This is a genomic window from Myxococcus sp. SDU36 (assembly GCF_030168875.1).
Lineage (GTDB): Bacteria > Myxococcota > Myxococcia > Myxococcales > Myxococcaceae > Myxococcus > Myxococcus vastator.
Genome location: NZ_CP077414.1, coordinates 3,673,679 through 3,698,021, shown reverse-complemented (window position 1 = coordinate 3,698,021; position 24,343 = coordinate 3,673,679). Strand labels below are relative to the sequence as shown.

The window sequence follows — 24,343 nt, the reverse complement described above, 5'->3', positions numbered from 1 at the left end:
GCGCCGTCCAGGCGCTCAGTGCCAGGGGTACGTCACCAGGCCTCGCGCCGTGCCCACGTAGCGCGGTCCTCCCGGAGCCACGAGCAGGGCGCTCACGTCCGGGTCCGGCAAGCCCTCATTCGTACCGAAGTGGGTGGCGATGTCGGCCGTCACGTCGTAGCGCACCAGCCCGTTCTTCATGCCGGCCCAGAGGATGTCCCGGGTGCGTGCGTCCACGGCCTGCCGTTCGAAGTGGAGCGTGCGAATCTCCTCGTCCTGCAGTCCCCAGGGCTCGTCGCGCAGCGAGGGAGCGGGCCGTCCCAGGGCGCTGAAGCCCTTCCTCGTGCCGGCGAACACCTGGCCCTCCGGCCCCACGGCCACGGACAGGACGTCGTCATCGGGAATGGCCGGCGGCGCGTGAAGCCGCACCGCGACTTCGGCGAGCCCGGGCTCGAAGGCTTCATCCGCCCAGATGGTGATTTCCGCCAGGCCGCCCGAGGTGGCCGCCCAGGCCGTCACGCGCTCCGGGCTGGAGTCCGGGGAGATGGCGAGCTGCCGCACGTCTTGTCCCTCCAGCAGACGGCGGCCTCCCACGGTGCCCGTGCGTCCTCCCGCGGAGGGGTCGCTCGCGCGCGTGAGGACCACGCCCCGGCGGGTGCCCAGCAGCAGCACGTCCGGGGCTTCCCATGCGGCCACCGCGGTCACCGCCGCGCCCGTGGCCCCCAGCATGGCGCCCGTGTGTCGTGTGCAGGTGCGCTGGACGCACCGGAGCACGCCGCCGCCGTCGGTGCCCACGAAGAGCACGTTGCCGCCTCCACCTTGGAACGCATGGAGTGACAGGGCCGGGGCGCCCACGTCCAGCGCCGCCGTGGAGGCACGCTCCGCATACACCCGAGGTGACGCCCCATCGGCGTAGCGAAGCCCGTCCGGGGTGAGCGCCAGGGCCACCACGGGGCGCTGCGCGCCCGGGACGTCCTCCATCAGCCGCGAGCGTCCCAGCGGCAGCACCGTGAAGGACGTCGCCGCGCGGCTCACCGCGCCGTCCTGGGCGGTGGCGACCAGCACCGTCGTGTGGCGACCGGCCAGGGGGAAGGCGAGGGTGGCGGTGGGCTGCGGCAGCGTGACAGCCGGAAGGCTCCCCGCCAGGTTGTCCAGCCACGCCAGCTCCGCGATGTGGCCCAGGGGGACCGCGGGCCTCGCGAAGCCCGTGAGGAGCACGGGTTGCCCCTCCAGACAGGGGCCTCTGCTGCAATCCAGCCCGCCTTGCAGCACGCCCTCCACCCGCACGTCGGGCGCGCCATTCACGGTGACGGCCACGGTCGCCGCGCAGGCCAGTCCCCACGGGTCCGTCGCGGTGAGCGTCAGCACGTGGTGGCCGGGCGTGGACAGCCGGACGGTGTGCGTGCTCGGCCCCTGGGCCAGGGCGCCGTCCCGCGAGGACACCCACGTGTAGCGCAGTCCCGTCCGTGCATCCTCCGCGTCCGACGCCGAACCCGTGAGCGCCCGCGGCACGCCCGCGTTCACCACCGCGTCTGGAAGCGGTGCCTGGATGGCGCAGCCCGTGGGCGGCGTGTTGACGATGGCGCGGACCGGCCGCTCCACGCAGCCGCGCAGCGCGGCGTCCTCGGGGTCCACGGCGCACGCGGACAACACCTGCGCGCCCGCCACGGACAGCACGGCGTTCACGGCTTCACCGGTGCCCAGGGGCGCGGGTGAAGCGCTGGTGCTCCAGAGGGGCTCCACCGGCTGCGCCGTCTCCGGGTCCACGCAGCGGGCCCTCAGTTGGCTGGGGACGCCCACGAGCAGGCGTGGATTCTCGGCCGAGGGGAGCTCCAGCTCGCACCGGGGCGGGAGGTTGGTGACCAGGCGCACCCGCACGCTGTCCGAGGCGGTGTTGCCGAGCCCATCCACCACCCGCGCCATCACCGTGTAGACGCCGGGCGTGGTGAAGGCGTGCGTCAGGGCCGGGCCCTGGCCCAGCGGACGCCCCGTGGGCGCCAGGCTCCACGCCACCGCGCCGTCCAGGTTGCCCGCGCCGCCCTCGGCGTGGAAGTCCTGGGCGGTGGCCGCAAGGCGGACGGAGGCGCCGTGGGGCGGGGCCTCGCCTTGCTTCACGAAGAGCTCCGCGGGCTCGGGCCGGAGGATGCGCACGCTGGGGGCGCGCGTGGCGCGGACGGTGACGCGCACGGCGGCGGTGGCGGAGACACCCGTGGCGGGGTCCACCGCCGTGCAGCGGAGGGTGTCCTCTCCGGCCACGGACAAGGTCGCCCGCACCACGTCGCCTGCGGGCAGCGGCCCGGACTGCGCGGACGTCCACTGCACCGCGCGCCCCTGGAGCCGCACGCCGCGCTCCGTCAGCGCCACGCACTCCAACTCCAGCACCTCGCCCAGGTTGAAGGCGCTGCCGGGGGCGGGACGCGCCACGGTGGCCAACGGGGCACCCCGCGCGAGCACGTTCAGGTGGAGTGACGCGCTCGCGGCCAGTCCACCGGCATCCACCACCGAGGCGGTCAGTCGCTGCTCTCCCGGCTCGCGGAAGGTGAGGGTGGCCCGTGCGCCGCGGGCGAGCTGGCCTTCGACGGAGGAGACCCACAGCACATTGGCGCCCAGCGCGGCGCCTTGCTCCAGGTCCTCGACGGTGGCCACGAACTCCGCGGCCTGGCCCACGCGCACCGGGAGCAGGTCCAGGGTGGGGGGGACTTCGAGCCGGGGTGGCGTGTTGCGCGCCGTCGAAGGAGGGCGGGGGGCTGGCTCACAGCCCCACGTCGTGACAGCGAACACGGTGACCAGGACGAGGCGGAGCCGCGAGGTGCTCTGGCGCGCCACGGTGTCACGTTCCGAGCTGGCAGACGGGGCCCGCCGATGAAGCCACGCACCGCCGGCCGCCCGGGCAGTCGCGGTCCGCCGCGCAGGGCACCGTGCAGGCTCCGTCGACGCAGCGCCCTCCGAGCAGCCCCAGCTCGTGGCAGCTCGCGTCGCCGGTGCAGGGCGCGTCCATCCGCCGCAGGGCATGACAGCCCGCGAAGTTCGCGGCATCCGGGCGGCACTGTCCGGACTGGCAGGTGAAGCCCGGCGCGCACCGCGCCGAGCAATCGTCGTCCGGCGGGGCCTGGGGCGTGGGGGGGCAGTCGTCATCATCGTCGCCGCCACACCGGGCCACGCACGCGGCGCTTCCTTCGGGCAGCACGTCGCAGTGCGTCCCCGCGGCGCATTGCCAGTCGCCCGTGCAGGGCGCGCACAGGGGGCCGGGGCCCTCGCAGCGGTTGCCCCTGCACGTCAGGCCCGCGCCGCAGTGCGAGTTGCCGAAGCACTCCAGGCACTTCTTGTTCGGCGCGCACACCAGGCCTTCCACACAGCCAACCTCCTGGCAGCCCTGTTCGAGGAGCGACTCGTCCACCTCCAGGGCGACGTTGAGCTCCTTCTTCTCGCCAGGGCCGGCGCAGTCCTCGACGTGGGTGGCCGGAAAGCCCAGGGCCGTCACCGTCACCGAGTAGCAGCCGTCCGGAAGAGGCCCCACGCGCAGCCGCCCCTGCGCGTCCAGCAGCAGCCGCTGGAAGGGCGTGCCCGCCACGGACACCTCCGCCGCCGACAGCCGGAAGCCGTTGGTCGTCTTCACGCGCAGGTCGAGGAAGCCCGCGGGCGTGGGCGCCACCGGCTGCACCTGGACAGACTGGCCTCCCAGCACCCGCACCTGGACGCGGGCGGCCTTTTCGGCCGTGGCGACGATGAAGAGCTCCGCCATCCCCGTGGGGACGTCCTCCAGGGTGAAGCGCCCGTCCGCGTCGACATGGCTGCTCACGCCCGGCTGGGCCACCAGCGACACCATGGCCACCGACGGGTCGCTCTCCGTGAGCTGCCCGTGCACGGTGCCCACCCGGAAGGGCGCGTTCTCCAGGTTGCCGCAGCCCGCGGCGCAGCAGGCCACGAGGGTGGCCACCGCGATGTGAAACGTTGAGCGCATCAGAAACGATATCCCGCGCCGGCCCAGCCACCCGTGAAACCCACGGCCTGCCCCTGCCCATCCACAACGACATACGTCAGCATGAACTGGGCCTGTGACATCAGCTCCAGCCGCTCACCCACCCGCCACACGATGCCGCCCACCACGCCGGGGCTGACGGTGAAGAACCGCTGCCCGTTGACGGCAGCCTCTACGTCAAAGGACCGCCTGAGGTACAGGCCGGCCACACGCGGCCCCGCGAACAACGTCAGCCGCTCCCAGCGCCACAGGTAGGGGAGGGCCGCGCCCGCGGAGACGGTGGTGTAGCGGAAGGGCACCTCGCTGCCCGGCGTCAGCCGCAGGGCCTGGTTGCCGGTGCTGAAGGCGACGTCGAAGAGCAGTCCAAAATCCTGGAGCGGCCGGTCCTCCAGCCGCAGTGACAGGGCGACCTCGGGGGACAGGGGCAGCAGTTCGGTGCGGCTGCGGGCATCCGCGAAGCTGAACAGGCCGCCCAGCAGCGACAGCGAGCGCCGCGGGAAGGCCTCCGCCAGCAGGCGCTCCAGGGGCAGGCGGTCCCCCAGGCCCACCTCCACGTCGCGGCGCATGAGGACGGCGTCGCCCTTGGTCAGCTCCACCGTCCGCTTGCCGGGCGTCACCGCCGCGCCGCCGGGCAGGTCCGTGCGCGCCTCGCCGTCCACCTTGAGCGTGAAGCCATCCAGGCGCGGGTTGTAGGAGAACAGCTCGGGGCGGCCCGTCCGGGTGATGCTGCCGGAGAGCACCACGGGGTCCGCGCCCACCTCCAGGATTTCCGCCGACGGCCGCTGCCGCCCCTCGGTGAAGGCGAAGGTGCGGCGGCGTGCATGGTCATGCGCCTCGGTGGCCGTGACGGCGCCGTCACCATTGCGGTCCGCCGCGCCACTCAAGCCGTCGATGAGGAAGTGGGTGTAGATGTCGTTGCGCAGGCTCTCGTCCTCGCGCGCCGTCTCGCCCCAGTCGCAGGCGGCGAACACCATGGACGCGCGCGACGACTCCTCCAGCGGCCGGGTGTAGAAGCCGGCCTTGATGCCCTCCAGCTCCGCCTTCAATTCCTTGGGCAGCAACGACTTGCCGCTGCCGCTGTGGCAGGTGGCCAGCACCAGCATGCGACGCCGGCTGGCCAGCCCGTCGAACTCCGCCTTCAGCGCGTCCATGCTCAGCGCCGTCTGGGGAATGTCCCGGTAGGCCGCGTCGCGGGTGACCAGGTATCGCCGCAGCTCGCCCTTCGCGTCGCGCGCCAGCGTGCCGTGCGCGGAGAAGTAGACGACCACCACGTCGTCGGGCCGGTTCGCCTCCTTCTTGAGCTGCCGGAGCGCCCCGAGGATGGCCTCGCGGGTCGTCTCCTCGCGGCGGGTGAGCACGCGCACCTGGTCGAATCCGCCGCGCGCGGGGTCCTTCAGCGCGGCGCCCAGGTCACGGGCGTCCTTGCCGGTGTAGCGCAGCCCCTTCCAGCGCGGGTCGTCGAACGAGGCGATGCCCACCAGCAGGGCCATGCGGCGCGGCTTGTAGGCGCTGGACAGCGACGCTTCATCGAGCTTCAGCGGCACCAGCCCGCCCTTCTCCCCGGAGGAGGAGGGCGTCGCGCACGCGGCCAGACAGGCCAGCAGGATGGGAAGGAGGCGCCTCACGTGGAACCGTTCAGGGACGATTCTGGCTGCTTCTCACGCTCACGTCGAACCGGATGATGGCCAGCGGGCCCTGGGAGCCCGCACCCCTTCGTCCCGCCAACATTTCACCGACCGCCTCGGCGTCGGGCGGCGAACCGGCGGAGCCCACCAGCCACAGCGTCACCGGGCCGGCCTCGCCCGCGAGGCTCACGCCCGCGAGCCCCTGCGGCCCCTCCAGGTCATGGGTGCCCGCGACCAGGGGGAAGTGGCCCAGCAGCTCCGGCGCCTCGCCCTGCCGTTGCTCGAAGAGCAGGGCGGTGCCCGCCTCGGTGGCGTGGTAGCGCAGGAGCAACACCTCCGAATCCTTCACCGGGCTGCCCGGGTCCAGGCGCCGCAAGCCTCCCGCGCTGTCGCGTGCCACCACCGACAGCTCCAGGGCGATGCGCGCCAGGCGCCCCTTCTCACCCGTCCAGTCCGCCGCGGTGCCTCCCTGGCTGGAGGGGGCCTCCGCGCGCATTCGGGGCAGCACCACCACCGCCAGCAGGCACGCGGCGAGCCCTCCGGCGACCATGCCCCAGCGCCCGGCCGCGGACCGATGGGCTCGCAGCGCGCGCCGCACGCGGGCCAGCCCCACTTCATCCAGGGGCGGGGCGGACGCGCCGGGCGGCGCGAGCCCCAGCAGCAGCGCGTCCACGTGTCCGTCGAGCAGGCCCGGGCCCGGGTGCGTGGCGAGGAACGCCTCGCACGTCTCGCACGGGTGCGCCAGGTGTCCGGCGAAGTACGCCACGGCCTCGGGCTCTCGGCGGGAAAGGGCGCTCAGGGCGCCGTCGTCCAGGTGTTTCATGAACACTCACTCCCACCGGCCGGCGAGCACTCGCCGCAGCAGCTCGCGCTTGATTCGAGACCGGAACCGCTCCAGCCGCATCGTCACCGCGCTTTTTCCCACGCCCAGCTTCTCCGCGATTTCCCGCGCGGACAGCTCCCCCTCCACGTAGAAGAGGTGCACCGTCCGCTTCTCCTCGCCCTCGGGCAGCTCCGCGATGAGCCGCCGCACCACCTCGATGTCACGCTCCAGTTGCAGCGCCTCGGGAAGGTGGGGGACCGTCTCTGGTTCCGGGTCCGCCACGTCCTCCTCCAGCCGCCGGGTGCTGGACTTCCGCTCCAGCCGCGTCCGGGCCCGGTTTCGGGCAATGGACAGCAGCCATGACTCGAAGGCCCCCGGCTCCTTCAGCCGGGGGAGCGCCCGGAACGCCCGGACGAAGGTCTCCTGGATGACGTCCTCCACCTCATCCGCGTCCAGCTGGGAGAAGCCGCCCACCAGCCGTGTCACCAGGGGACGCGTGCGACGGTAGAGCTCGCTGTAGGCAGACGCCTGCCCTTGCGATGCCCGCCGCACCCACTCCGTCAGTCCCTCCGACGCACCCACCTGTCCTCCAGACCCTCGTGAACGCCCACCGGCCACGGGGCCGGCCGCTGCCATGTCGTCCCCCAGCGGGCAGGCGGGCGGGCTTCTTCCCGCTGGCACTCAGGGGGGCGGTGGGGAGAAGAATGCCTCCACTGCGGTTCATCTCCCTAAAGGACACTTCCATGCGCGTCATCAACTTCAATCCTGGCCCCGCCAGCCTCCCGCTTCCGGCGCTCGAGCGTGCCCGCGACGAGCTGCTCGACTTCCAGGGGTCCGGAATGTCGGTGATGGAACACAGTCACCGGAGCCCGGAATACATGGCGGTGCACGAGTCGACGCTCGCCCTGATGGCCCGGCTCCTGGAGGTTCCCGCCACCCACCAGATTCTCTTCATGGCGGGGAGCGCCTCCCATCAGTTCGCGCAGGTGCCCATGAACTTCCTGCCGTCCGGCGCCAGCGCGGACTACCTCATGACGGGGGTGTGGAGCGAGAAGGCCTTCGACGAGGCGAAGTACTACGGCGCCCCGAGGATGGCCGCCAGCACGGTGCGGCCCGACAAGCGCTACACGCGCATTCCGCGCCAGGACGAGCTGCGGCTGGACCCGAAGGCCGCCTACGTCCACCTGACGAGCAACAACACCATCTTCGGCACGCAGTGGCACGACTTCCCGGAGGTGGGAAGCGTGCCCCTGGTGGCCGACATGAGCTCGGACTTCCTCTGGAGGAAGTTCGACGTGCGCCCCTTCCGCTTCATCTACGCCGGCGCGCAGAAGAACCTGGGCCCGTCGGGCGTGACGGTGGTGATTGCCGACAAGGACTACCTCGCCAGCGGGCGCAAGGACATCCCGAAGATCTTCCGCTACACGACGCACGCGGAGAACAACTCGCTCTACAACACGCCGCCGTCCTTCGCCGTCTACCTGATGCGCAACGTGCTGGAGTGGGTCGACTCTGTCGGCGGTCTGCCGCGGCTGGAGCAGTGGAACCGGGAAAAAGCGGCGCTGCTCTACGGGGCCGTGGACCGGCACCCGGACTTCTACCGCGCGCCGGTGGAGCGCGAGTCCCGTTCAGTGATGAACGCTGTCTTCCAGTTGCCCACGGAGGCGCTGGAGGCGGCCTTCGTCGCTGACGCGAAGCAGCAAGGAATGGTGGGCCTCAAGGGGCACCGGACGGCCGGAGGAATCCGCGTTTCCATGTACAACGCGGTGAGCGTGGAGAATGTGCGCACGCTCGTCGCCTTCATGGACCATTTCGTGAAGACGCGCGGGTAGGCTGCGTCCAATCGCACGGATTACCCACACCCGGAGGATTCATGAAAGTCACGCTGACCACCGTCGTGCTGTCCCTGATGCTCGCAGTCCCGGCCTTCGCCAAGGACGTCGCGGGGGTGAAGTACCCGGAGACGGCCACCGTCGCCGGCAAGGAGCTGAAGCTCAACGGCGTGGGCCTGCGCAGCAAGCTCGTGTTCAAGGTCTACACGGCGGGGCTCTACCTGGAGACGCCGTCCAAGGACGGCGCGGCCATCATCAGCTCGGACCAGGTGAAGCGCGTGCGCATGTACATGCTCCGGGACCTGGACAAGAAGACCATCGTCGAGGCCATTGGCGACGGCTTCAAGAAGAACGCCGGCGCCAAGCTGGCGGAGCTCCAGCCCAAGCTGGACACCTTCAACGCGGCCATCCCGGACGTGAAGAAGGGTGACGAGCTCATCCTCACCTACGTCCCCGGCCAGGGCACGCAGGTGTCCAGCAAGACGGGCAAGGAGATCTCCGTCGAGGGCAAGGACTTCTCCGACGCGCTGTTCTCCGTCTTCGTGGGCAAGAACCCGGTGGATGGCAGCCTGCGTGACGGGATGCTCGGCAAGGACTGAGTTTCATCACGCGCGCGAGTCCGAAGCGCCGCGGATGCCCCGTGTCTCCCTGGGAGGCACGGGGCATCGCTGTCTCAGGGGCCGGAGGCAATGGTTCCGGGGCCCGTGCGTACACGAAGAAGACGGCCGGCCGCTGCGCGAGGGCGGGAGGTCTGATAGCAACCGGAGGGCACGAAGGAGGTCGTCATGGGTATCTGTACGTGGTTGGTGCTGGGTGGCATCGCGGGCTGGCTGGCCAGCATCATCAAGGGCACCAACGCCCGCATGGGCATGTTCGCCAACATCGCCACCGGCATCGTCGGGGCCATGATTGGCGGCTGGGTTTTCAGTCTGATGGGCGGCACCGGCGTGACGGGCTTCAACCTCTGGTCACTGCTGGTGGCGACGGTGGGCTCCGTCATCCTCATCACCATCGTCCAAGCCATCCGGAAATGACGCCCGCCGCCCACGTGCGCGCTCAGAAGAGACTGAGCTGCGGCGTGGGCGGCGGCTTGCGCTCCGGGCGCCGGAAGGTGTCCGGAGCGTCCTCGGTGACGTAGGAGGCGCGGATGCCCACCTTGCGCGCCGACGTATGGAAGAGGCGGTGGAGGGTCTCCGCGTAGAGGCCGTCACCGCGCATGCGGTGCTTGAAGCGGCTGTCGTTGAGCGCCCCGCCGCGGGTCTCCCGGATGCGGTGGAGCACCCGCTCCGCGCGCAGGGGCAGCTTCGCGCGCAGCCGCTCCGCGAAGACGTCCTTCACCGGGCCAGGCAGCCGCACCAGCGTGTGATGCGCGCGGGTGGCGCCGGCCTCACGCGCCGCGGCCAGCACGCGGTGGATGTCCTCGTCGTTGAGGCCCGGGATGATGGGGGCCACGGACACCGCCACGTCGATGCCCGCCTCGGTGAGCCGGCGGATGGTCAGCAGCCGGCGCATGGGGGAGGCGACATAGGGCTCCATGGCCCGGGCCAGCTCCGCGTTGTGGAAGGGGAGGCTGATGCTGACCCACAGGCGCGCGTCCCGGGCCAGCCGTTGGAGGACGTCCAGGTCCCGCTCGACGAGCACGCCCTTGGTGATGATGCCCACCGGGTTGCGGTAGTCGGCGCAGACCTCCAGGCAGCCTCGCGTCAGGCGGAGGGAGGCCTCCAGCGGCTGGTAGCAGTCGGTGACGCCGCTGAAGACGACGGTTTCGCCCTTCCAGGAGGGCTTCTCGAAGGCCTCGCGGAGCAGCTCCGGCGCCCGGGGCTTCACCACCAGCTTCGTCTCGAAGTCGGTGCCCGCGCCCAGGTCCAGGTACTGGTGCGTGGGCCGCGCGTAGCAGTACGCGCAGGCATGGAGGCAGCCCCGGTACGGGTTGACGCTCCAGCTGAACCCCACGTCCGGGCTGTCGTTGTGGGACAGCACCTGCCGGCTGTGGTCCTCGAAGACCTCCAGCTTGGACGGCGGGATTTCGTCCAGGTACTCCACCGCGGTGCTCGCCCACGGGTTGGGCGGATTGTCGATGGGACGCGCCTTCATGGGCGCACCGTGGGCCTGAATGCACGTTCAGTCAAGCGCCACGCGGACGTGAAAAGGGGAACCCCCTGCAGAGGGCTCCCCCAGTGCGCCATCCGGATGGCGGGGCTACTGAGTCAGCGGGCTACCAGGTCCAGACGTAGAGCTTGTGGGTGCCAGGCGTGCCGCTCGTGTTCTTCACGTAGAGCCGCGCCCCGGGCCACGCGCAGTTGAGGTTCATGTTGCTGTGCGTTCCGCTGACGGGAATGGTGCCGGAGATGGAGTTTCCGCCGCAGTACGCGATGTACGAGGTGGGCGCCGAGCCGACGTTCTGGATGGAGAAGGGCGTCACTCCAAACAGCCACGTCGAGAAGTCGCGCGTCTGACCGGCGTCAATGAACGCGGTCTCCGCGGCCTGCGCCACATCGCCCAACTCCGGCTGCTGCATGGCCTGCTCTTCCTCCGGCGTGTACTCCCCGCCGCAGCCCACGGCGGCCAGAGACAGCAGACCCACAACTCCCAACGTATTGAACTTCTTCATGACTTCCCCCTCATTGCGAGTTGTCCCCGAATTGGAGACGTGCGCTGTGTATGAGGGTTTCTACGTATTGTAAATGGTGTGTTTTTGACACCCGGTGGGTTGGGATGGATTGTGTTGCCGGATGACGCATTGCGCTGCCCGCGTCATTCCTGGATGGCCCCTGCCCTCGGGGGGCCGGGCGCTGGGTGCTCACGGAGACAAAGGCTGTTAACGGCAGATGGAGTAGAAGTCCGTCACGGCGAACGCCGTCTGTCGCCCAGAGATGTGCGCCGTCTCGTTGCAACCGCAGGACTTGAAGCCGACCCAACGCGTGAGGCTCGCGTCCGAATAGAAGTCAATCCAATAGGATTCACTGTCGCAGAAGGGCAGCGCATCCTCGCGTGAATCGAGGACGGCGTCCTCTTCGACGCTCGCGGTTGCTCCACCGCTGTCGCCCGCGAGCGAGGCTGGGCTCGTCATGCTCGCGGGGGCGGACTGTCACGTCATCGAGGTGGGGCGTGCGCTCTCACGGGGCCGGCTTGGATGTGCTTGCCCCGCGGCTCACTCGCGCCTTTCATGATGCCCTCCAATCCTGCGATTTGAGAGTCATTGCTCACGCTGGCGCGCGGGCTTCGGCCTTCATGTCCAGGATGGATGTCGCGTGCCGTTCGTCGCGGCGGCATCTGGAGGAAATGCTGTTTAACGGCATGCGAGTTCCGGGGTGTGCATGCGTGTGTTTGAGCTGCATCTGGGGCCTCGTGTCTGGATTGGTGTGGGCGGCCTCGTTTCGTTGTCTGTTTGTCACGCTGCCATCTCCAGTACAAAACGAATGGAACAAGACAATGAATGGCAGTCGAGTGGCCCCCGGTTGGCGATGGATGTGCATGGCCTTGACGTTCGGAGTGATGGGGGCGTGCGGGCCCCGGTTGGAGGGGGAGTCCCTTGCCTCCGAGGAGGCGCAGTCGGAGGTCGAGTGGACCTCGAACGCCGTGGGTCCCCCGGATGGGAACGTCGCCACCTTCCTGGGCCTCCTGGGCGACGCGCTGTTGCTGAACATGGGCGAGGGAGAAGAAGGCACGGGGCCCCTGCGGATCTACTTCCGGGGGCTGTTGGTGGCGGTGATTGCCCAGGTGGACTTCCTCGCCGCTGACATGCGCCTCATCAGTACGGGACAGGCGAGCTCTGTGGCAATGGCCAGCTGAACGCAGGGGAGCAGTGTGATGATGGCAACGTGGCGCCGGGAGACGGCTGTGGCGCGAGCTATGTCTGTACCCCGGGACTGCTACCCCTCGGCCGACTGCGGTGACGGGGTCTGCGCTCCCTTCGAGGAGCTCACCTGCCCCCGGGATTGCTGAGCGGGTGGACGCTGCTCAGTCTTCGCCCCGTAGCTCGGGGGACTGCTCCTTCTGTACGCGAGCATCCACCGAGCGCGGGGGGGATTGAGGCTATGCTGTCGCATCATGATCTGCCAAGTCTGTGCCCGGCTCCGCGACGTGGCCTCGGGTGCCATGTGTCAGGACTGCGGTTCCCCTCTCGTGCCCGCCACCGCGCCGCAGCTCGACGCGCTCGTGAGGGAGACCCTGCGGCGGCACATCGAAGGCTGGCAGGCCAGCGCCGTCATTGATGGCGTCACCGCGGCCCGGCTCGCCGAGTCCCTGGCGCCTGCCGCGAACGACCTTCACGCCGGGACACCGGTGGTGGCGGCAGTCGAACACGCTCCCGCTGACGACCTCCCAGCGCCGGTGGCCGTTCCTCCCGTTGACGCGGCGACGCGCGCGGAGGCCTGGGCCGACAGGGTCGCGAGCTCGCTTCGAAACGCGGGAGGCTCGCGGCTGTGGGGCTGGGGCGCGGCGCTCGCGCGCTCGCTGGATGAAGCCGCGAAGGAGGAGCGGGCGCGGAAGGCGCGTAAGCGCCGGGGGCACCCGCATGACCCGGAGGCGGGGGCGGATGACCTGGGGGCCGCGCTGGACTCCGGGCAGACGTTCTTCACCCGGGATGCGTCGGGTCCGCTCAGCGGGGGACTTGAAGCCGTCGTGGCGCTCGATGCACAGCCGGAGAGCACGCCCCGGTTCCAGGAGTTCATCTGGTGGTTCCTCGGCGCGATGCTCGTGCTGGGCGGCTCGCTCATGGGCGTGCGCGAGGCCTGGCGCGCGCTGGGTGGGGTTCCGCGCCAGCTCCTCGTCACGGGCGCGCTGTGGGGCTATCACGCGGGCTTCATCGGGCTGGGGGTGTTCCTGTCCCGGCGCTCCATGCCCGTCGGCCGGGTCCTCGCGGGCATCGGACTCGCGCTGCTCCCTGTCTCCTTCATCGCGCTGTCGTCGCTGTTCGCGCTGTCACCCGGGTTCGGCTCCGCGGTGGCGCTCGGTGTCGCCGCGCTGGGCCTGGTGCCGCTGCGGTCGGCGGGACGGCTGCTGCATGGCACGCCGGTGACGTCCCTGGCGGTGGCGCTCCTGCCCTCGCTGCTCGCCGGGCTGCCGCTGATGGCGCTGGAAGACGCGCCCTGGCTGCGCGCGCTGTGTGCTTGCGTGGGCGTGGTGGCCCTGGGGACCACGGCCTGGCGCGCACGCGGGCCGACGTCGGGAAACACGGCGCTCGTCGGCGCGAGCGCCGCGCTCTATGGCGCGCTGTGGCTCGCCGTCTTCGGCGTGGCGAGCGCACCGTCGGGCTTCGACGCCTTGGAGCCGGGCAGCGCCCTGTTCGCGGGCTTCACGCTGTGGGCGCAGGCGCTGGCCACCGTCATCGCCGTGGCCGCGACCACGGACGCCGCGCGCGAGTCCCACCCACGCGTGAGCCCGGTGCTGGAAGTGGTCGCCTTCGCGGTGCTCGCCAGCGGCGCGCTCGCGGGGGCGCTGGGCGCGTTCGCCGTCCAGCCGGGAGGTGACCTCCAGGTCGACTTCGCCTCGGCGCTCGCGCCTCTCCTCGCGGCGGGGGTCTTCTTCCTGCTGGAGCCCCGGCGGCGGGCCCTGGTGCACCTCCTGGTGATGTCGACGCTGCTCGCCGGAGCCCTGTTCGCGCGCACACTGGCGCCCGCGGACCCGGGCGGGTGGGTGTTCGGCGGCACAGTGGCGGCCGCGGGCTTGATGCTGCTGGCGCGGTGGAGCGCCTTCCCGGGGCTGCGCATCCGCCTGCTCGCCTGGACCGTCCTCGGAGCGCTGGTGGCGATGCCCCTGGTGACTCAGGTGGGCCGCTCCGACTCGCCGTGGGTCCGGGTGATGACGGGGCTCGTCATCGCCGGGGCCGCGCACGTCGCCGGCGGCTGGCGCTGGCGGGGCCTGCACTACCTGGGCGGAGCGGGGCTGCTCTTCGGTGTGCTCGCCTGCGCTCAGGGGACTCCGGGCCTGGAGGGGAGCTGGGGCCGCCTGGCCGTCTTCGCGCTCGTGAGCGGGCTCTACGGTGCCGTGGGGCTCGTCCAGGCCGCCTGGGCCCGGCGGAGCTCGCGGCAAGACGGACTGCTGCCCCTGGATGACCTCTCCCTCGGCCTGGCCGCGGCGGGAGTCCTGCTAGCCGTGGACGCCACCCCGGTGGCTCCGGACGTGCTGGCGTCCGCCTCGGGGCTGCCTGGCGGCGTGCTCGCCGCGCTGCCCACGGCCGTCATCACGGCCTGGCTGCTGCTGCGTGTCCGGCGGGACGGAAGCCGGCTCGTCGGGGGCCTCGCGGCCTCGGGATTCGCGCTCGCGGTGTCCCAGGTGGCGGGCACCGTCTCCGACTTCGCGTCCGCCCGAGCCGCCCTCGTCGCCGCGTCCCTGGCGCTAGGCTTCGCGGCCTTCGCGGCGCTTCGCGGCCGCACGCCCGTCCCCACTGACGCGACGGGCGCCGCTCCCAGCCCCTGGAGCAGGCGGGTGCTCGACCTCTTCCGGCTCCCGTTCGGGGCGCGAGGGCTGCCGCTCTTCACGGATGGCTTCGCCACGGTGGCGCTGGTGCAGGTCTTCGTCGCCACGCTCACGCTGGCTGCCTGGCTGTCCAGGCCCACGGACGCCGAGCGCGCCACGTGCCTGCTCGCGGCCGGTCTGCTCCTCCTGGTCGCGCTCGTGGCCTTCGTGTCGCGCGGCTTCGAGGCCTGGCACCTGCGCGGCTCGGTGGTGACGCTCGCGTCGCTGGGCGGGCTCATCGCGCTCACCGCCCTGGTCAACCGCGCGGGTCGACCGTCGCCGCCGGACGTCGCCGCCCTGCGGACCTCGCTCGTCGGCGTCGCGCTCTGGGGCGTCGCGTTGGCGACACGGCGCTTGGGTCCTTGGGTCGCCAGGCTCCTGGAGAAGCCTCGTCACGGCACGCTCTACCACTGGGTTCCCCATGTGGGCGTGGCGGTGCTGGCCTGTGTGCTCCTGAAAGGCGCGCTCCTCGTCGGCCTGCCCCGTCCGTCCCGTGCGCTGGCCCTCATTCCGCCCCTGATGTTGCTGGGGCCCGCGGTGCTGATGTTGCTGCTCTCGGTGTCCGCGCGCTCGGTGCGGCTCGCGAGCGTGGGGCTTTGGCTCGGCCTGCCCGGCGCGGCGCTCTGGGCCGCGAGGCAGTCGCTGCTCGGGCCCAGGCTCACGCTGGCGGAGGCGTCCGAAGGCATGTGGGTGCGCATCGGCGCCGAGTCCCTCCACTGGCTGGACAAGGCCGCGTGGCTCGCGCCCGGAGACACGGTGTTCCTGCTGTGGCAGCGGGCTTTCGCGGGCATCGCCGCCGCGGGGCTCGTCTACGCCGTGGCCTCGCTCCGGGGGCTGCCCGAGCCCTTCCAGCACCTGTTGCGGCGCTATTCGGTCCTCAGCGTGGGCGTGGTCTTCCTCGCGGCCCTCTTCCAGCCCGGGCTCACGGCGGCGGGCCTGGTCTGCATCACCGGCCTGGTGCTGTTCCTCGGAGGGGCCAGGGCGCAGGGCCGCGGTGTGCTTGGCGCGAGCATCCTCCTGCTGGTCCACGCGCTGGCGCACCGCGTGGACATCTTCGAGGTGTGGCCCGGCCCGGTGCTCGCGCTGGTGGGGCTGGCGGTGGTGACGCTGGGGCCGTGGCTGGTCCGGCGCAGGGGCCTGTCCGAGAGCGCCGCTCGCATGCGCATCCACCAGGCCATGGCCATCTACCTGCTGGCCGCGCTCGTGTACGCGCTGGCGACGAATGGCACGTCGTCGTCGACGCTCGCCGCGCTCAACCTCCTGGCGGAGATGCTGCTGAGCCTGGGCGGGGGCTGGATGACCTTCCCCGCGCTGCCCGTGACGCTGGCGCTCGTCGCCGCGTCGGTGCTCGTGGCGGCGTTCCAGTGGAAGGGCACGCTCGCCTCGCTCGTCGCGACGTTGGGGGCCTGGGTGGTGGGCGGCACCTTTGTCGCCTCGCTCATGGCCGTCCTCTCGATTCGCGCGGGCCGCGTCGGTCCGACGCTGCCTTATGGCCAGCTCTTCATCGTCCATGGCGCGGCCCTGTCCCTGGTCGCCTCGGTGGGCGTGCTGGCCCTCCATGCCGCCCAGGAGTGGGTGCGGAGGCGCCGGCCGGACGTCGCGGGCGGCCTGGCGTGGGGACGTGACACCGGGCTCGTGGTGAGCGGGCTGATGCTCGCGGCCCTGGCGGTGGGGGGCGTGGCCTCCGACAGCGCCCTCCCGCTGGCCGCCGCCTCCATCGGCACGCTGGTGTTGGTGGCGCTGCACTGCGCCTGGAGCCAGCACACCGGCCGGCACGTCTACTTCGTGCAGACCGCGGTGGTCGGGGTCTACGCCCTGGTGCGCAGTCTGTATGCACCGGGCCTGCGCGCCGAGCACGACGCGCTCTTCGCGCTGGCCCTGGGCTTCATCCTGGTGGGCGTGACGGTGCTGGCCCGGCGGGCAGGCGTGCAGCCCGTGGAGGCGGCGACCCGGCGCTTCGCGGCGCTGCTGCCCATGGGGATGGCGCTGGTGCTGCCAGGCGAGGCGACGCAGGAGGCGGCACTGCTCGCGGGTGGCTCCGGCCTCCTGTACGCGACGCTGGGCGCGGTGGAGCGCAGCCGGCTGTTCGGTGCGTTCGCCGCGGCCGCGTGCAACTTCGCGCTGCTCATCTCCGCGCTGGCGTTTGGGTTGGAGGGCCTGGAAATCTACCTGGCGCCCATGGGGCTGCTGTTGTTGATGCTGGGCCAGCTCTTCGCGGAGAGCCTGCCGCACGCCGCGCGCAACACGGTGCGCATCCTCGGGGGCTTGTTGCTGTACGTGCCCGCGGCCGCGCGCATGGCGGTCCAGGTGGGCCAGTCTCCCGACGGCATGTATGCGCTCGTCTTTGGCGGGGTGTGCCTGCTCGGCGTCGTGGCGGGCATGGTGTTCCAGATTCGCGCCTACCTGGCGTTGGGGGCCCTGTTCCTCACGCTGGACGTCGCGGCCACGCTGCTCGACGCCGGGCTGAAGGACCACCGCATCGGCTTCGTGGTGATGACGCTTGCTGGCCTCACGCTCATTGGCGGTCGTGTCCTGACGACGTTGAAGCGCCAGGAGTGGGAGCTGCTCGTGCATCGGGTTCGCGTCCAGCTTCGCGGCTGGGATTGAGCGCCCGCGCTCCCGCTCGCACGCTCTCCGCTCCCAAGAACCGAGAAGGCTGAGGCGTGCTGGGACGAAGGTCTCAGCCTTCGTGTCCAGGGTGGGTGTCACCTGGCGTTCGTCGCGGCGCTACCTGGCGGAAAGGCTGTCCAATGGCACACGCGCCGGGGAGCGGAATGCGTGTGTATAAAGCCGGGGCGGGCCTTCGTGCGTTCATTGTCTTGGCGGTCATCCGGTGTGGTTGTCTTCACGCCGGGCCGCCAACCCCAAGTCCAAGTGGAATGGAGCAAGACAATGAAGATCCGTCGAGTGACTCCCCTGTGGCGATGGCTGAGCGCGGCGCTGGCGTTCGGAATGATGGGTGCGTGTGGTCCTGAGCTGGAGCAGGAGTCCCTTGTCTCCGAAGAGGTGCCGGTGGACGCCGAGGTGGGCGCGGACTCCGTGTCCGCGATGGCGGGAGACCGGTACGCCGACGCCGTGGTCCAGCGCGGTGTCTTCGCCGTGCTCAATCCGAACAACGCCGTGGGCGCGCCAGATGGGAACGCCGCCACCTTCCTGGGCCTCCTGGGAGGCTCCCTGTTGCTGGACATGGGCCTGGGCGAGGAGGGCACGGGGCCGCTGCGCATCTACTATCAGGGACTCTCGCTGGCGGTGATTGCCCAGGTGGAGTTCCTTCGCGCGGACATGAGCATCATCAGCACGGGGCAGGCGAATCTGCTGGACCTGGGGTTGGGGACGCACTCCACGCTGGTGCCTTTCAGCAGCGCCACGGCGTACCGCTACGTGCGGCTGCGGGGCGGGCTGGCCTCGCTGTACGGCCTGGACGCCGTGGAGGACACGGGCGGCGGCGCGGGCGCCACCTGCGGCGATGGCCGGGTGGGCGCCTCGGAGCAGTGTGACGACGGCAACCGGGTGCCGGGGGATGGCTGTAGCAGCGCCTGCAACGTGGAGCCGGGCTACACCTGTCAGGGCACTCAGCCCAGCGTCTGCCATGACGTCAATGAATGCATGAACGGCACCGCGCAGTGCTCGGTGAATGCGTTCTGCACGAACACGCCGGGCAGCTATACCTGCACGTGCAGGCCTGGCTACTCGGGCAATGGCTGGACGTGTCAGGATATTGATGAGTGCGCGAACGGGACGGCCGCGTGCAATCCCAGCCAGGTGTGCGTCAACACGCCGGGTGGCTATGACTGCGTGAGTGGCTCCTGCCCGGCTCCCTGGGTGGAGTGTGGCGCGCAGTGCGTGGATGTGTCGTCGGACATGAACAACTGCGGCGCCTGCGGCGTTGTCTGTCCAGCGGCGAAGACCTGCTCGTCGGGGGTCTGCGTCCTGGGGTAGCCTGAGCCTCCGCTTCCCCGTGTCGGGTAGACGAACACGGTGCCGCCCTCAAGCTCGTTCGAGTTGGTGACGCGCGGCTTGGGCACGGTGATGAACAGCCGTTGCTCGGTGCCAGGGACCTCCCAGACCGCGCCCAGCGGGAGGTCGCTGGCGCTGTCGCGCCCTGGCATCCGGACTCCCGTGGTCCGCACAGCATCACCACAGTCATTGACAGCTTTTGCATGCGCCTCCATCGCGCAGCCCGCGGCTGCGCACTGCGCAGGGTTTCACGCGATTTTCTGGAGGTGTGAAACCCTGGGTGCGTCGCTTTTTTACGCGCCGCATGGGTGGCCTGACGCACCCCGGTGCCTGCCCGCTGTGGTGGACTGGGACCTCAACGGAGTCCTTGTCTGTCGTAGGCTCTGCGTTGATGCCAAGCATACCCTCCACGCTCGAGCCTGGACTCTACGAGACGCTCCTCAGCCTGTCCCTGCACGACCAGCTCGAGGTTTCGAGGCGCGAGGGCTGGTGGCTCGACGTCCAGAAGTGCGACGCGGCCCTGCTGCCCGAGGTGCTCGCCCGTCACGTCTACGCGATGGCGCGCCGCGCGCTGGCCTCGGTGCCCGCGGACGAGGCGCAGGTCGAGAAGCAGGTGCGTCTCGCCAATGACCTCATCTCGTTGTTGAGCAAGGCGGGGAATGACGACACCGTCCTCATGACGGACCAGGTGCACGAGGAGGCGCACCTGCTGCGCGAGGCGCGACGGGGCGGGAGCGCCCTCACGGCGCGGAGTCCAACGCTCCGGCCGCACCTCTCCCTCTCGGAGAGCGGGCTGCTGGTGAATGGCCGGCGCGACTATCAGGTGGGGCCCGAGCTCGCGCGGGAAATCGAGAGCGCCGACCGCATCGACCTCCTGTGCGCCTTCGTCCGCTTCGCGGGCCTGCGCCTGGTTCGCAAGCAGCTTGAGGACTTCGTGCGCCGCGGCGGCCGGCTGCGAGTCATCACCACCGTGTACACGGGCTCCACTGAACGTCGCGCGCTCGATGACTTGGTGAAGCTGGGTGCCGACGTGAAGGTCTCTTTCGAGACCGACCAGACCCGCCTCCACGCCAAGGCCTGGCTCTTCCACCGCAAGACGGGCCTGCACACCGCCTACATCGGTTCATCCAACCTGACGCACAGCGCGCTGGTGGACGGCCTGGAGTGGAACGTGCGGGTGAGTCAGGCGGACAACGCCGGCATCCTGGAACGGGTTGGCGCGACGTTCGAGCAGTACTGGAGCGAGCCGGAGTTCGTCTCGTACGACCCCGAGCGTGATGGCGAGCGGCTCTCCACGGCCCTCGCCCGGGAGCGGGGCGGCTCCGGGGCGTCCTCGCTCGAGCGCCTCGTGGCGCTCAACATCGAGTTCGAACCCAAGCCGCACCAGCGGCAGATGCTCGAAGCGCTGGAGGCGGAGCGCCAGCACGGGCACCGGAAGAACCTCGTCGTCGCCGCGACGGGCACCGGGAAGACCTGGGTGGCTGCCTTTGACTACCGGCGGCTGCGCGCCCAAGGGCATGAACGGCTCCTGTTCGTCGCGCACCGGGATGAAATCCTCCTGCAGAGCCAGCAGGTCTTCCAGTTGGTGCTGCGGGACGCCGCGTTCGGCGAGCGGCTCGTCGCGGGCGAGCGCCCGGCCCACGGGGGCCACCATGTCTTCGCCTCCGTGCAGTCCCTCCAGCGGCAGCTCGAGACGCTGGCACCGGACGCGTATGATGTCGTGGTGGTGGACGAGTTCCACCATGCCGAGGCGCCCACGTACCGCAAGCTGCTGGAGCGCCTGACACCGCGCATCCTGCTCGGCCTCACCGCGACTCCGGACCGGGGAGACGGTCAGTCCGTGCTGGGCTGGTTTGACGGCCGCATCGCCTGCGACGTCCGCCTCTGGCAGGCCCTTGAGCAGGGGCTGCTCTGTCCCTTCCAGTACTTCGGCGTGCACGACGGCACCGACCTCTCCTCGGTGACGTTCAAACGGGGCATGTACGCGAGGGGCGAGCTCGATGCCCTGTACACCGGCGATGACCTCCGGGCCCGGCGCATTCTTCAGGCCGTGGAGGAATACGTCCACGTCCCGCGGGCCATGCGCGCCCTGGGATTCTGCGTCGGCGTCACGCACGCGGAGGTCATGGCCCACCACTTCAACGCCGCGGGACTCAAGGCCGCGGCCCTGCATTCCGGCTCGCCGGACGCAGAGCGCCGAGAGGCCGTGGCTCGGCTGCGGCGCGGCGAGCTCCAGGCCCTCTTCACCGTGGACCTCTTCAACGAGGGCGTGGACATCCCGGAGGTCGACACGCTCCTCCTTCTCCGGCCCACGGAGAGCGCCACCATCTTCCTCCAGCAGTTGGGCCGCGGGCTGCGCTGGTCCCATGGCTCGGGCAAGAGCGTCCTCACGGTGCTCGACTTCATCGGTCAGGCGCACAAGCGCTACCGCTTCGACGTGCGCTACCGGGCCATCGTCGGCGGGACGCGGCGGCAGTTGGAGGCCGAGCTGGAGCACGACTTCCCACGTCTGCCGCCTGGCTGTGCCATCCGCTTGGACAGGATTGCCCGCGAGCATGTCCTGCAGAACGTCAAGGCGGCCGTCTCCCAGGCGCGGCGCATGCTGCTCGAGGAGCTCAAGTCGCTGCCGCCCGAGACGCGCCTCCAGGCCTTCCTGGAAGCCACCGGCCATGAGCTGGAGGAGGTTTACGGCAGGCCCTCGGAGCGCAGCGCCTTCACGGCGTTGCGCCGCGAAGCCGGCCATGAGCAGCGCCCCGCGGGGCCGCACGAGGCCACGCTCTCCAAGGCCCTGGCGCGCATGCTTCATGTGGGAGACGAAGAACGGCTGAGGCAGTGGCGTGCCTGGGTGACCTTGCCAGCACCGCCGCCCCCGGCGCCGCCCGGCAGTCGGGAGCAGCGTCTCCAATGGATGCTCTTTGCCGCCCTGGGCTTCCGGAGCCGCGCGGTGGCGGAGTGGCCTCAAGCGATGTCCGAGCTGTGGTCCTGCGCGGCCCTGCGCGAGGAGCTGCTGGAGTTGCTGGAGCTGCTCGAGGACCGGAGCCGCAGGGTGCACACGCCGCTGGACCCCGTCGGGGCCGCGCCCCTCGCGTGCCATGCGACCTATGGCCTCTACGAGATCATCGCCGCCTACGGGATGCTGGGGACGAAGGGGAGCCTGCGGGAAGTGCGAGAGGGCGTCCTGTGGGTGGACGCGCACAAGACGAACCTGCTCTTCGTCACCCTCGACAAGTCGGACGCGGACTTCAAGCCCACCACCCGCTACGCGGACTATGCCGTGTCGCCCAGCTTGTTCCATTGGGAGTCGCAGAACGCCACGTCGTCCGCTTCGCCCACGGGCCGGCGGTACGTGGAGCACGCCCAGCGAGGGACGCGCGTCATCCTCTTCGTGCGCGAGCGGAGGAAGGACGACCGCGGCGAGTCACTGCCCTACCTGTGTCTGGGACAGGTCCGCTACGTGAGCCACGAAGCCGAGCGGCCCATGCGCATCCTCTGGACGCTGGAGCGGCCCATGCCGGCGGACTTCTTCCAGGCCACGAAGGTGGCCGCCGGATAGGCCGCGCAGGTGCGGGCGCCGGGTGAAGCAACCGGCCGCTCAGCGCTTCTTCGCGGCCTCGTCAATCACCTCTTGCTTGGAGAGGGGCTTGAGCGAGCCGTCCGGCAGCCCCTGGAAGTAGTCGAACGCGTGAATGGTGCCCTTGACCAGGTACTCAAGGTCCCGCGCCGAGTTCACCATCGCGCGCTCACGGAACGTGTACGCGGGCTTCTCGGGGTCCACGCCGACCAGGGGCATGATGGCGCGCTCCTCGGCGGTGGGCTTCCAGAGCGGCTGCGGACGTGGCTCGGAGCGCAGCACGGCGGTTTCGTCGAAGCCGGGCCTGGTGCTCGTCCGGAGGTCCCGCTGGATGTCGAACTGGTCGAGCACCACGCCGCTCTTGGGGTCCTTCGCGGGGTTGGTGACGATGAGGTCCTTGCCGTAGAGCGGGTTGTCGACCCGGGGCCCCGTGGCCTTGCCGTCCACGCCCACCGGCGGACCGCTGAAGGACGTATACGGCGTCTTCGCCTTGACGGACTTCTCGCCATCGACGTGGTCGGATGCGCTGATGGTGGGGCTGTCGCCCGCGGGCTGGAGCTTGCCCTGCTTGTCGATGGCGGACTTCGGGGTCCCATACCCCGGCTGGACGGCGTCGAACGCGAAGTTCTCACGGCGCGACAGCGGAACATCCAGCTTGATACGAGGCATGGACGCGTTGTTGCCGCCATCGCGACGGTCCATGGCGTCCATGATGTCGCTCATCAGGTCCAGGCTGTTGTTCCGCGCCCGCGTCTCGCTGGCAATCTGGGACGGGCTCGGGGCCTTGGTGGAGTGATGGGCGACCTGCTGCAACACCCGGGTCGGTGCCCCGTGGCCGCCGGAGCGGGACACTCCTCGCGCGCCCTGCTTCAACAACGTCGTCGTCGCCTTCGTGATGGTACCCATGATGTAGACCCCCCCAGGTCTGGAGCATGAGGTGTGTTCCTTCATGCTTTTGTAGGAATTGTCCTTCATCTGGGCGCGGAGTTGCGTGGGGGAGGGCGATTCTGGCGCGGGCCCGCGTCACGTACGGGCAGCGCCTACTGGAGTGGAGCGAGTCACCACGCGATGGTTGGCCCTTGAAGTCGAAGAAGCCTCCGGAGTCTTCAATCCCCAATCGGGAGATCGCGGCGAGCAGCCCCGCCACCGAAGAGTCCACGGACGTGGGGGCGTCACTGCCGCCCATGGCCGTCTGCACCCAGCCAGGACTGAGGGCGAAGGCGAGTACTGCGTCCTCCTTCAGGTCGTTCCCCAGCGAGCGCTTGGCCATGTTCAGCGCCGCCTTGGACATGCGGTAGCCGTAGGCGCCACCCAACTGTTGTCCGCGATGGAGCCGAGGTTCGAGCTGAGGTTGGCCACCTTCGCGCCGCCCGCCGCGCGCAACTGCGCCAGCAGGGCCACCGTCACGCGCAACGCCGCCACCGCGTTCACCTGGAAGGCGCGGGTGAGGTCGTCGCCGTCCCGGTCGGAGAGGGCGTCCGGGCGGCTGCGCACGCCGGCGTTGTTGATGAGCAGGTGCACGGGGCCGGGGAGCCCCATCCCGAAGGCACGCACGCTCGACGGATTCGCGACGTCGAGCGTGTGGACATGGAGTCTCCCGACAGCGTTCCGGATGAGCGCGGTGAGTTCCGCTGCCTGCGCGGGAGCGCGCCCGCCAGCGTGCACCACGTCACCGCGGGACAGGCAATGACGCACCAACTCAAGGCCGATGCCACGGTTGGCACCGGTAATGACGACGTTCATGGAGGGCTCGAACACTCTCAGGATGTGTGCTTCGCACTCTCTCCCGGTTCGGGGCGCGGTCCCAGCACGGGGGGCTCTGCCGCCATCCTCGCCGCCTTGGGCTCATGCTCCGCGAAGCAGTCGAGCTTCCGCGTCCCGGCCAGCCGCGCGTTCGGTGAGCACGCAGGCCCGCCGAGTTTCCTCCTGGCCACGCTGGCTACACTCCGCCCCGGGGGGGAGGCACGCAGGTTTCTCAACCGTCTCGTCGCGAGTGCACGGCGCGAGAGGGTGCTCATGGCGGAGGGGACGCGAGCGCCGGTGGGCCAGGGGACTCTGTGGTCCGGGAGGGCGACTGCGTGTCCTCCATCGCCGAGGCGGCCGGGCTCCACTGGCGCA

18 protein-coding genes are annotated in these 24,343 nt (G+C 70.5%); 8 read left to right on the top strand and 10 right to left on the bottom strand.

From position 1 onward, the window contains the following. Positions 1-15 precede the first annotated feature (15 nt). From KGD87_RS14385 to KGD87_RS14365, 5 genes are read right to left on the bottom strand one after another with little or no spacing between them, the layout of a single operon-like run. The gene (locus KGD87_RS14385; RefSeq protein ID WP_284667993.1) at positions 16-2,805 is read right to left on the bottom strand and encodes a hypothetical protein; all 2,790 of its coding nucleotides are present in this window, start codon (positions 2,803-2,805) and stop codon (positions 16-18) included. 4 nt (positions 2,806-2,809) lie between these two features. Next, complete coding sequence (locus KGD87_RS14380) at positions 2,810-3,940, bottom strand: carboxypeptidase-like regulatory domain-containing protein (RefSeq protein ID WP_284667992.1); 1,131 nt, start codon at positions 3,938-3,940, stop codon at positions 2,810-2,812. After that, on the bottom strand, positions 3,940-5,583 hold the full coding sequence (locus KGD87_RS14375) for a caspase family protein (protein WP_284667991.1): 1,644 nt from the start codon (positions 5,581-5,583) through the stop codon (positions 3,940-3,942). The genes KGD87_RS14380 and KGD87_RS14375 overlap by 1 nt, the downstream gene beginning before the upstream one ends. A gap of 10 nt (positions 5,584-5,593) precedes the next feature. Next, positions 5,594-6,406, bottom strand: a complete 813-nt coding sequence (locus tag KGD87_RS14370; RefSeq protein ID WP_284667990.1) for a hypothetical protein — start codon at positions 6,404-6,406, stop codon at positions 5,594-5,596. A 6-nt stretch (positions 6,407-6,412) separates the two neighbouring features. Next, positions 6,413-6,988: an RNA polymerase sigma factor gene (locus KGD87_RS14365; protein WP_176410237.1), complete on the bottom strand. Its 576-nt coding sequence runs from the start codon at positions 6,986-6,988 to the stop codon at positions 6,413-6,415. Positions 6,989-7,149: 161 nt separating this feature from the next. Between KGD87_RS14365 and serC the strand changes: the two genes are divergently transcribed. The 3 genes from serC (at position 7,150) to KGD87_RS14350 (ending at position 9,272) form a co-directional block, all read left to right on the top strand. Then, positions 7,150-8,238 carry a 3-phosphoserine/phosphohydroxythreonine transaminase gene (serC, locus tag KGD87_RS14360; protein WP_284667989.1) on the top strand — a complete coding sequence of 363 codons (1,089 nt, stop codon included), beginning with the start codon at positions 7,150-7,152 and terminating at the stop codon, positions 8,236-8,238. A gap of 41 nt (positions 8,239-8,279) precedes the next feature. Continuing rightward, complete coding sequence (locus tag KGD87_RS14355; protein ID WP_284667988.1) at positions 8,280-8,837, top strand: chalcone isomerase family protein; 558 nt, start codon at positions 8,280-8,282, stop codon at positions 8,835-8,837. A gap of 186 nt (positions 8,838-9,023) precedes the next feature. After that, positions 9,024-9,272, top strand: coding sequence for a GlsB/YeaQ/YmgE family stress response membrane protein (locus tag KGD87_RS14350; RefSeq protein WP_090493180.1), 249 nt, complete (start codon positions 9,024-9,026; stop codon positions 9,270-9,272). 22 nt (positions 9,273-9,294) lie between these two features. Here the strand turns inward: KGD87_RS14350 and KGD87_RS14345 are convergent, their stop codons facing one another. The 3 genes from KGD87_RS14345 to KGD87_RS14335 all read right to left on the bottom strand — a co-directional run bounded on the left by KGD87_RS14345 (position 9,295) and on the right by KGD87_RS14335 (position 11,308). Next, a complete protein-coding gene (locus tag KGD87_RS14345; protein WP_284667987.1) occupies positions 9,295-10,332 on the bottom strand; it encodes a PA0069 family radical SAM protein in 1,038 nt (345 codons plus the stop codon). Between the two features lie 121 nt (positions 10,333-10,453). Continuing rightward, positions 10,454-10,849, bottom strand: coding sequence for a hypothetical protein (locus KGD87_RS14340; RefSeq protein WP_284667985.1), 396 nt, complete (start codon positions 10,847-10,849; stop codon positions 10,454-10,456). A gap of 207 nt (positions 10,850-11,056) precedes the next feature. Beyond that, positions 11,057-11,308, bottom strand: coding sequence for a hypothetical protein (locus tag KGD87_RS14335; RefSeq protein ID WP_284667984.1), 252 nt, complete (start codon positions 11,306-11,308; stop codon positions 11,057-11,059). Positions 11,309-11,712: 404 nt separating this feature from the next. On the opposite strand from KGD87_RS14335, the gene KGD87_RS14330 reads away from it, so the two are divergent. From KGD87_RS14330 to KGD87_RS14315, 5 genes are all read left to right on the top strand, one after another. Then, positions 11,713-12,030, top strand: a complete 318-nt coding sequence (locus KGD87_RS14330; protein WP_284667983.1) for a hypothetical protein — start codon at positions 11,713-11,715, stop codon at positions 12,028-12,030. After that, positions 12,027-12,134: a hypothetical protein gene (locus tag KGD87_RS36915; RefSeq protein ID WP_350102542.1), complete on the top strand. Its 108-nt coding sequence runs from the start codon at positions 12,027-12,029 to the stop codon at positions 12,132-12,134. The genes KGD87_RS14330 and KGD87_RS36915 overlap by 4 nt, the downstream gene beginning before the upstream one ends. Positions 12,135-12,288: 154 nt before the next feature. After that, positions 12,289-17,304, top strand: a complete 5,016-nt coding sequence (locus tag KGD87_RS14325; protein WP_350102215.1) for a hypothetical protein — start codon at positions 12,289-12,291, stop codon at positions 17,302-17,304. A 285-nt stretch (positions 17,305-17,589) separates the two neighbouring features. Continuing rightward, complete coding sequence (locus tag KGD87_RS14320) at positions 17,590-18,636, top strand: EGF domain-containing protein (RefSeq protein WP_284667981.1); 1,047 nt, start codon at positions 17,590-17,592, stop codon at positions 18,634-18,636. A gap of 409 nt (positions 18,637-19,045) precedes the next feature. After that, the gene (locus KGD87_RS14315; RefSeq protein WP_284667980.1) at positions 19,046-22,207 is read left to right on the top strand and encodes a DEAD/DEAH box helicase; all 3,162 of its coding nucleotides are present in this window, start codon (positions 19,046-19,048) and stop codon (positions 22,205-22,207) included. A gap of 39 nt (positions 22,208-22,246) precedes the next feature. On the opposite strand, the gene KGD87_RS14310 is transcribed toward KGD87_RS14315, so the two are convergent. Together KGD87_RS14310 and KGD87_RS14305 are read right to left on the bottom strand one after the other, a co-directional pair. Beyond that, entirely contained in the window at positions 22,247-23,131 is an 885-nt protein-coding gene (locus tag KGD87_RS14310) for a hypothetical protein (protein WP_284667979.1), read from the bottom strand. A 366-nt stretch (positions 23,132-23,497) separates the two neighbouring features. Next, a complete protein-coding gene (locus KGD87_RS14305; protein WP_284667978.1) occupies positions 23,498-23,968 on the bottom strand; it encodes an SDR family NAD(P)-dependent oxidoreductase in 471 nt (156 codons plus the stop codon). Between the last annotated feature and the right edge of the window lie 375 nt (positions 23,969-24,343).

Bases quoted from the DNA above. Each gene is read 5' to 3' on its own strand.
- KGD87_RS14380 (WP_284667992.1), bottom strand. From the start codon at position 3,940: ATGCGCTCAACGTTTCACATCGCGGTGGCCACCCTCGTGGCCTGCTGC.
- KGD87_RS14370 (WP_284667990.1), bottom strand. From the start codon at position 6,406: ATGAAACACCTGGACGACGGCGCCCTGAGCGCCCTTTCCCGCCGAGAG.
- serC (WP_284667989.1), top strand. From the start codon at position 7,150: ATGCGCGTCATCAACTTCAATCCTGGCCCCGCCAGCCTCCCGCTTCCG.
- KGD87_RS14355 (WP_284667988.1), top strand. From the start codon at position 8,280: ATGAAAGTCACGCTGACCACCGTCGTGCTGTCCCTGATGCTCGCAGTC.
- KGD87_RS14350 (WP_090493180.1), top strand. From the start codon at position 9,024: ATGGGTATCTGTACGTGGTTGGTGCTGGGTGGCATCGCGGGCTGGCTG.
- KGD87_RS14345 (WP_284667987.1), bottom strand. From the start codon at position 10,332: ATGAAGGCGCGTCCCATCGACAATCCGCCCAACCCGTGGGCGAGCACC.
- KGD87_RS14340 (WP_284667985.1), bottom strand. From the start codon at position 10,849: ATGAAGAAGTTCAATACGTTGGGAGTTGTGGGTCTGCTGTCTCTGGCC.
- KGD87_RS14335 (WP_284667984.1), bottom strand. From the start codon at position 11,308: ATGACGAGCCCAGCCTCGCTCGCGGGCGACAGCGGTGGAGCAACCGCG.
- KGD87_RS14330 (WP_284667983.1), top strand. From the start codon at position 11,713: ATGGCCTTGACGTTCGGAGTGATGGGGGCGTGCGGGCCCCGGTTGGAG.
- KGD87_RS14325 (WP_350102215.1), top strand. From the start codon at position 12,289: ATGATCTGCCAAGTCTGTGCCCGGCTCCGCGACGTGGCCTCGGGTGCC.
- KGD87_RS14320 (WP_284667981.1), top strand. From the start codon at position 17,590: ATGAAGATCCGTCGAGTGACTCCCCTGTGGCGATGGCTGAGCGCGGCG.
- KGD87_RS14315 (WP_284667980.1), top strand. From the start codon at position 19,046: ATGCCAAGCATACCCTCCACGCTCGAGCCTGGACTCTACGAGACGCTC.
- KGD87_RS14310 (WP_284667979.1), bottom strand. From the start codon at position 23,131: ATGGGTACCATCACGAAGGCGACGACGACGTTGTTGAAGCAGGGCGCG.
- KGD87_RS14305 (WP_284667978.1), bottom strand. From the start codon at position 23,968: ATGAACGTCGTCATTACCGGTGCCAACCGTGGCATCGGCCTTGAGTTG.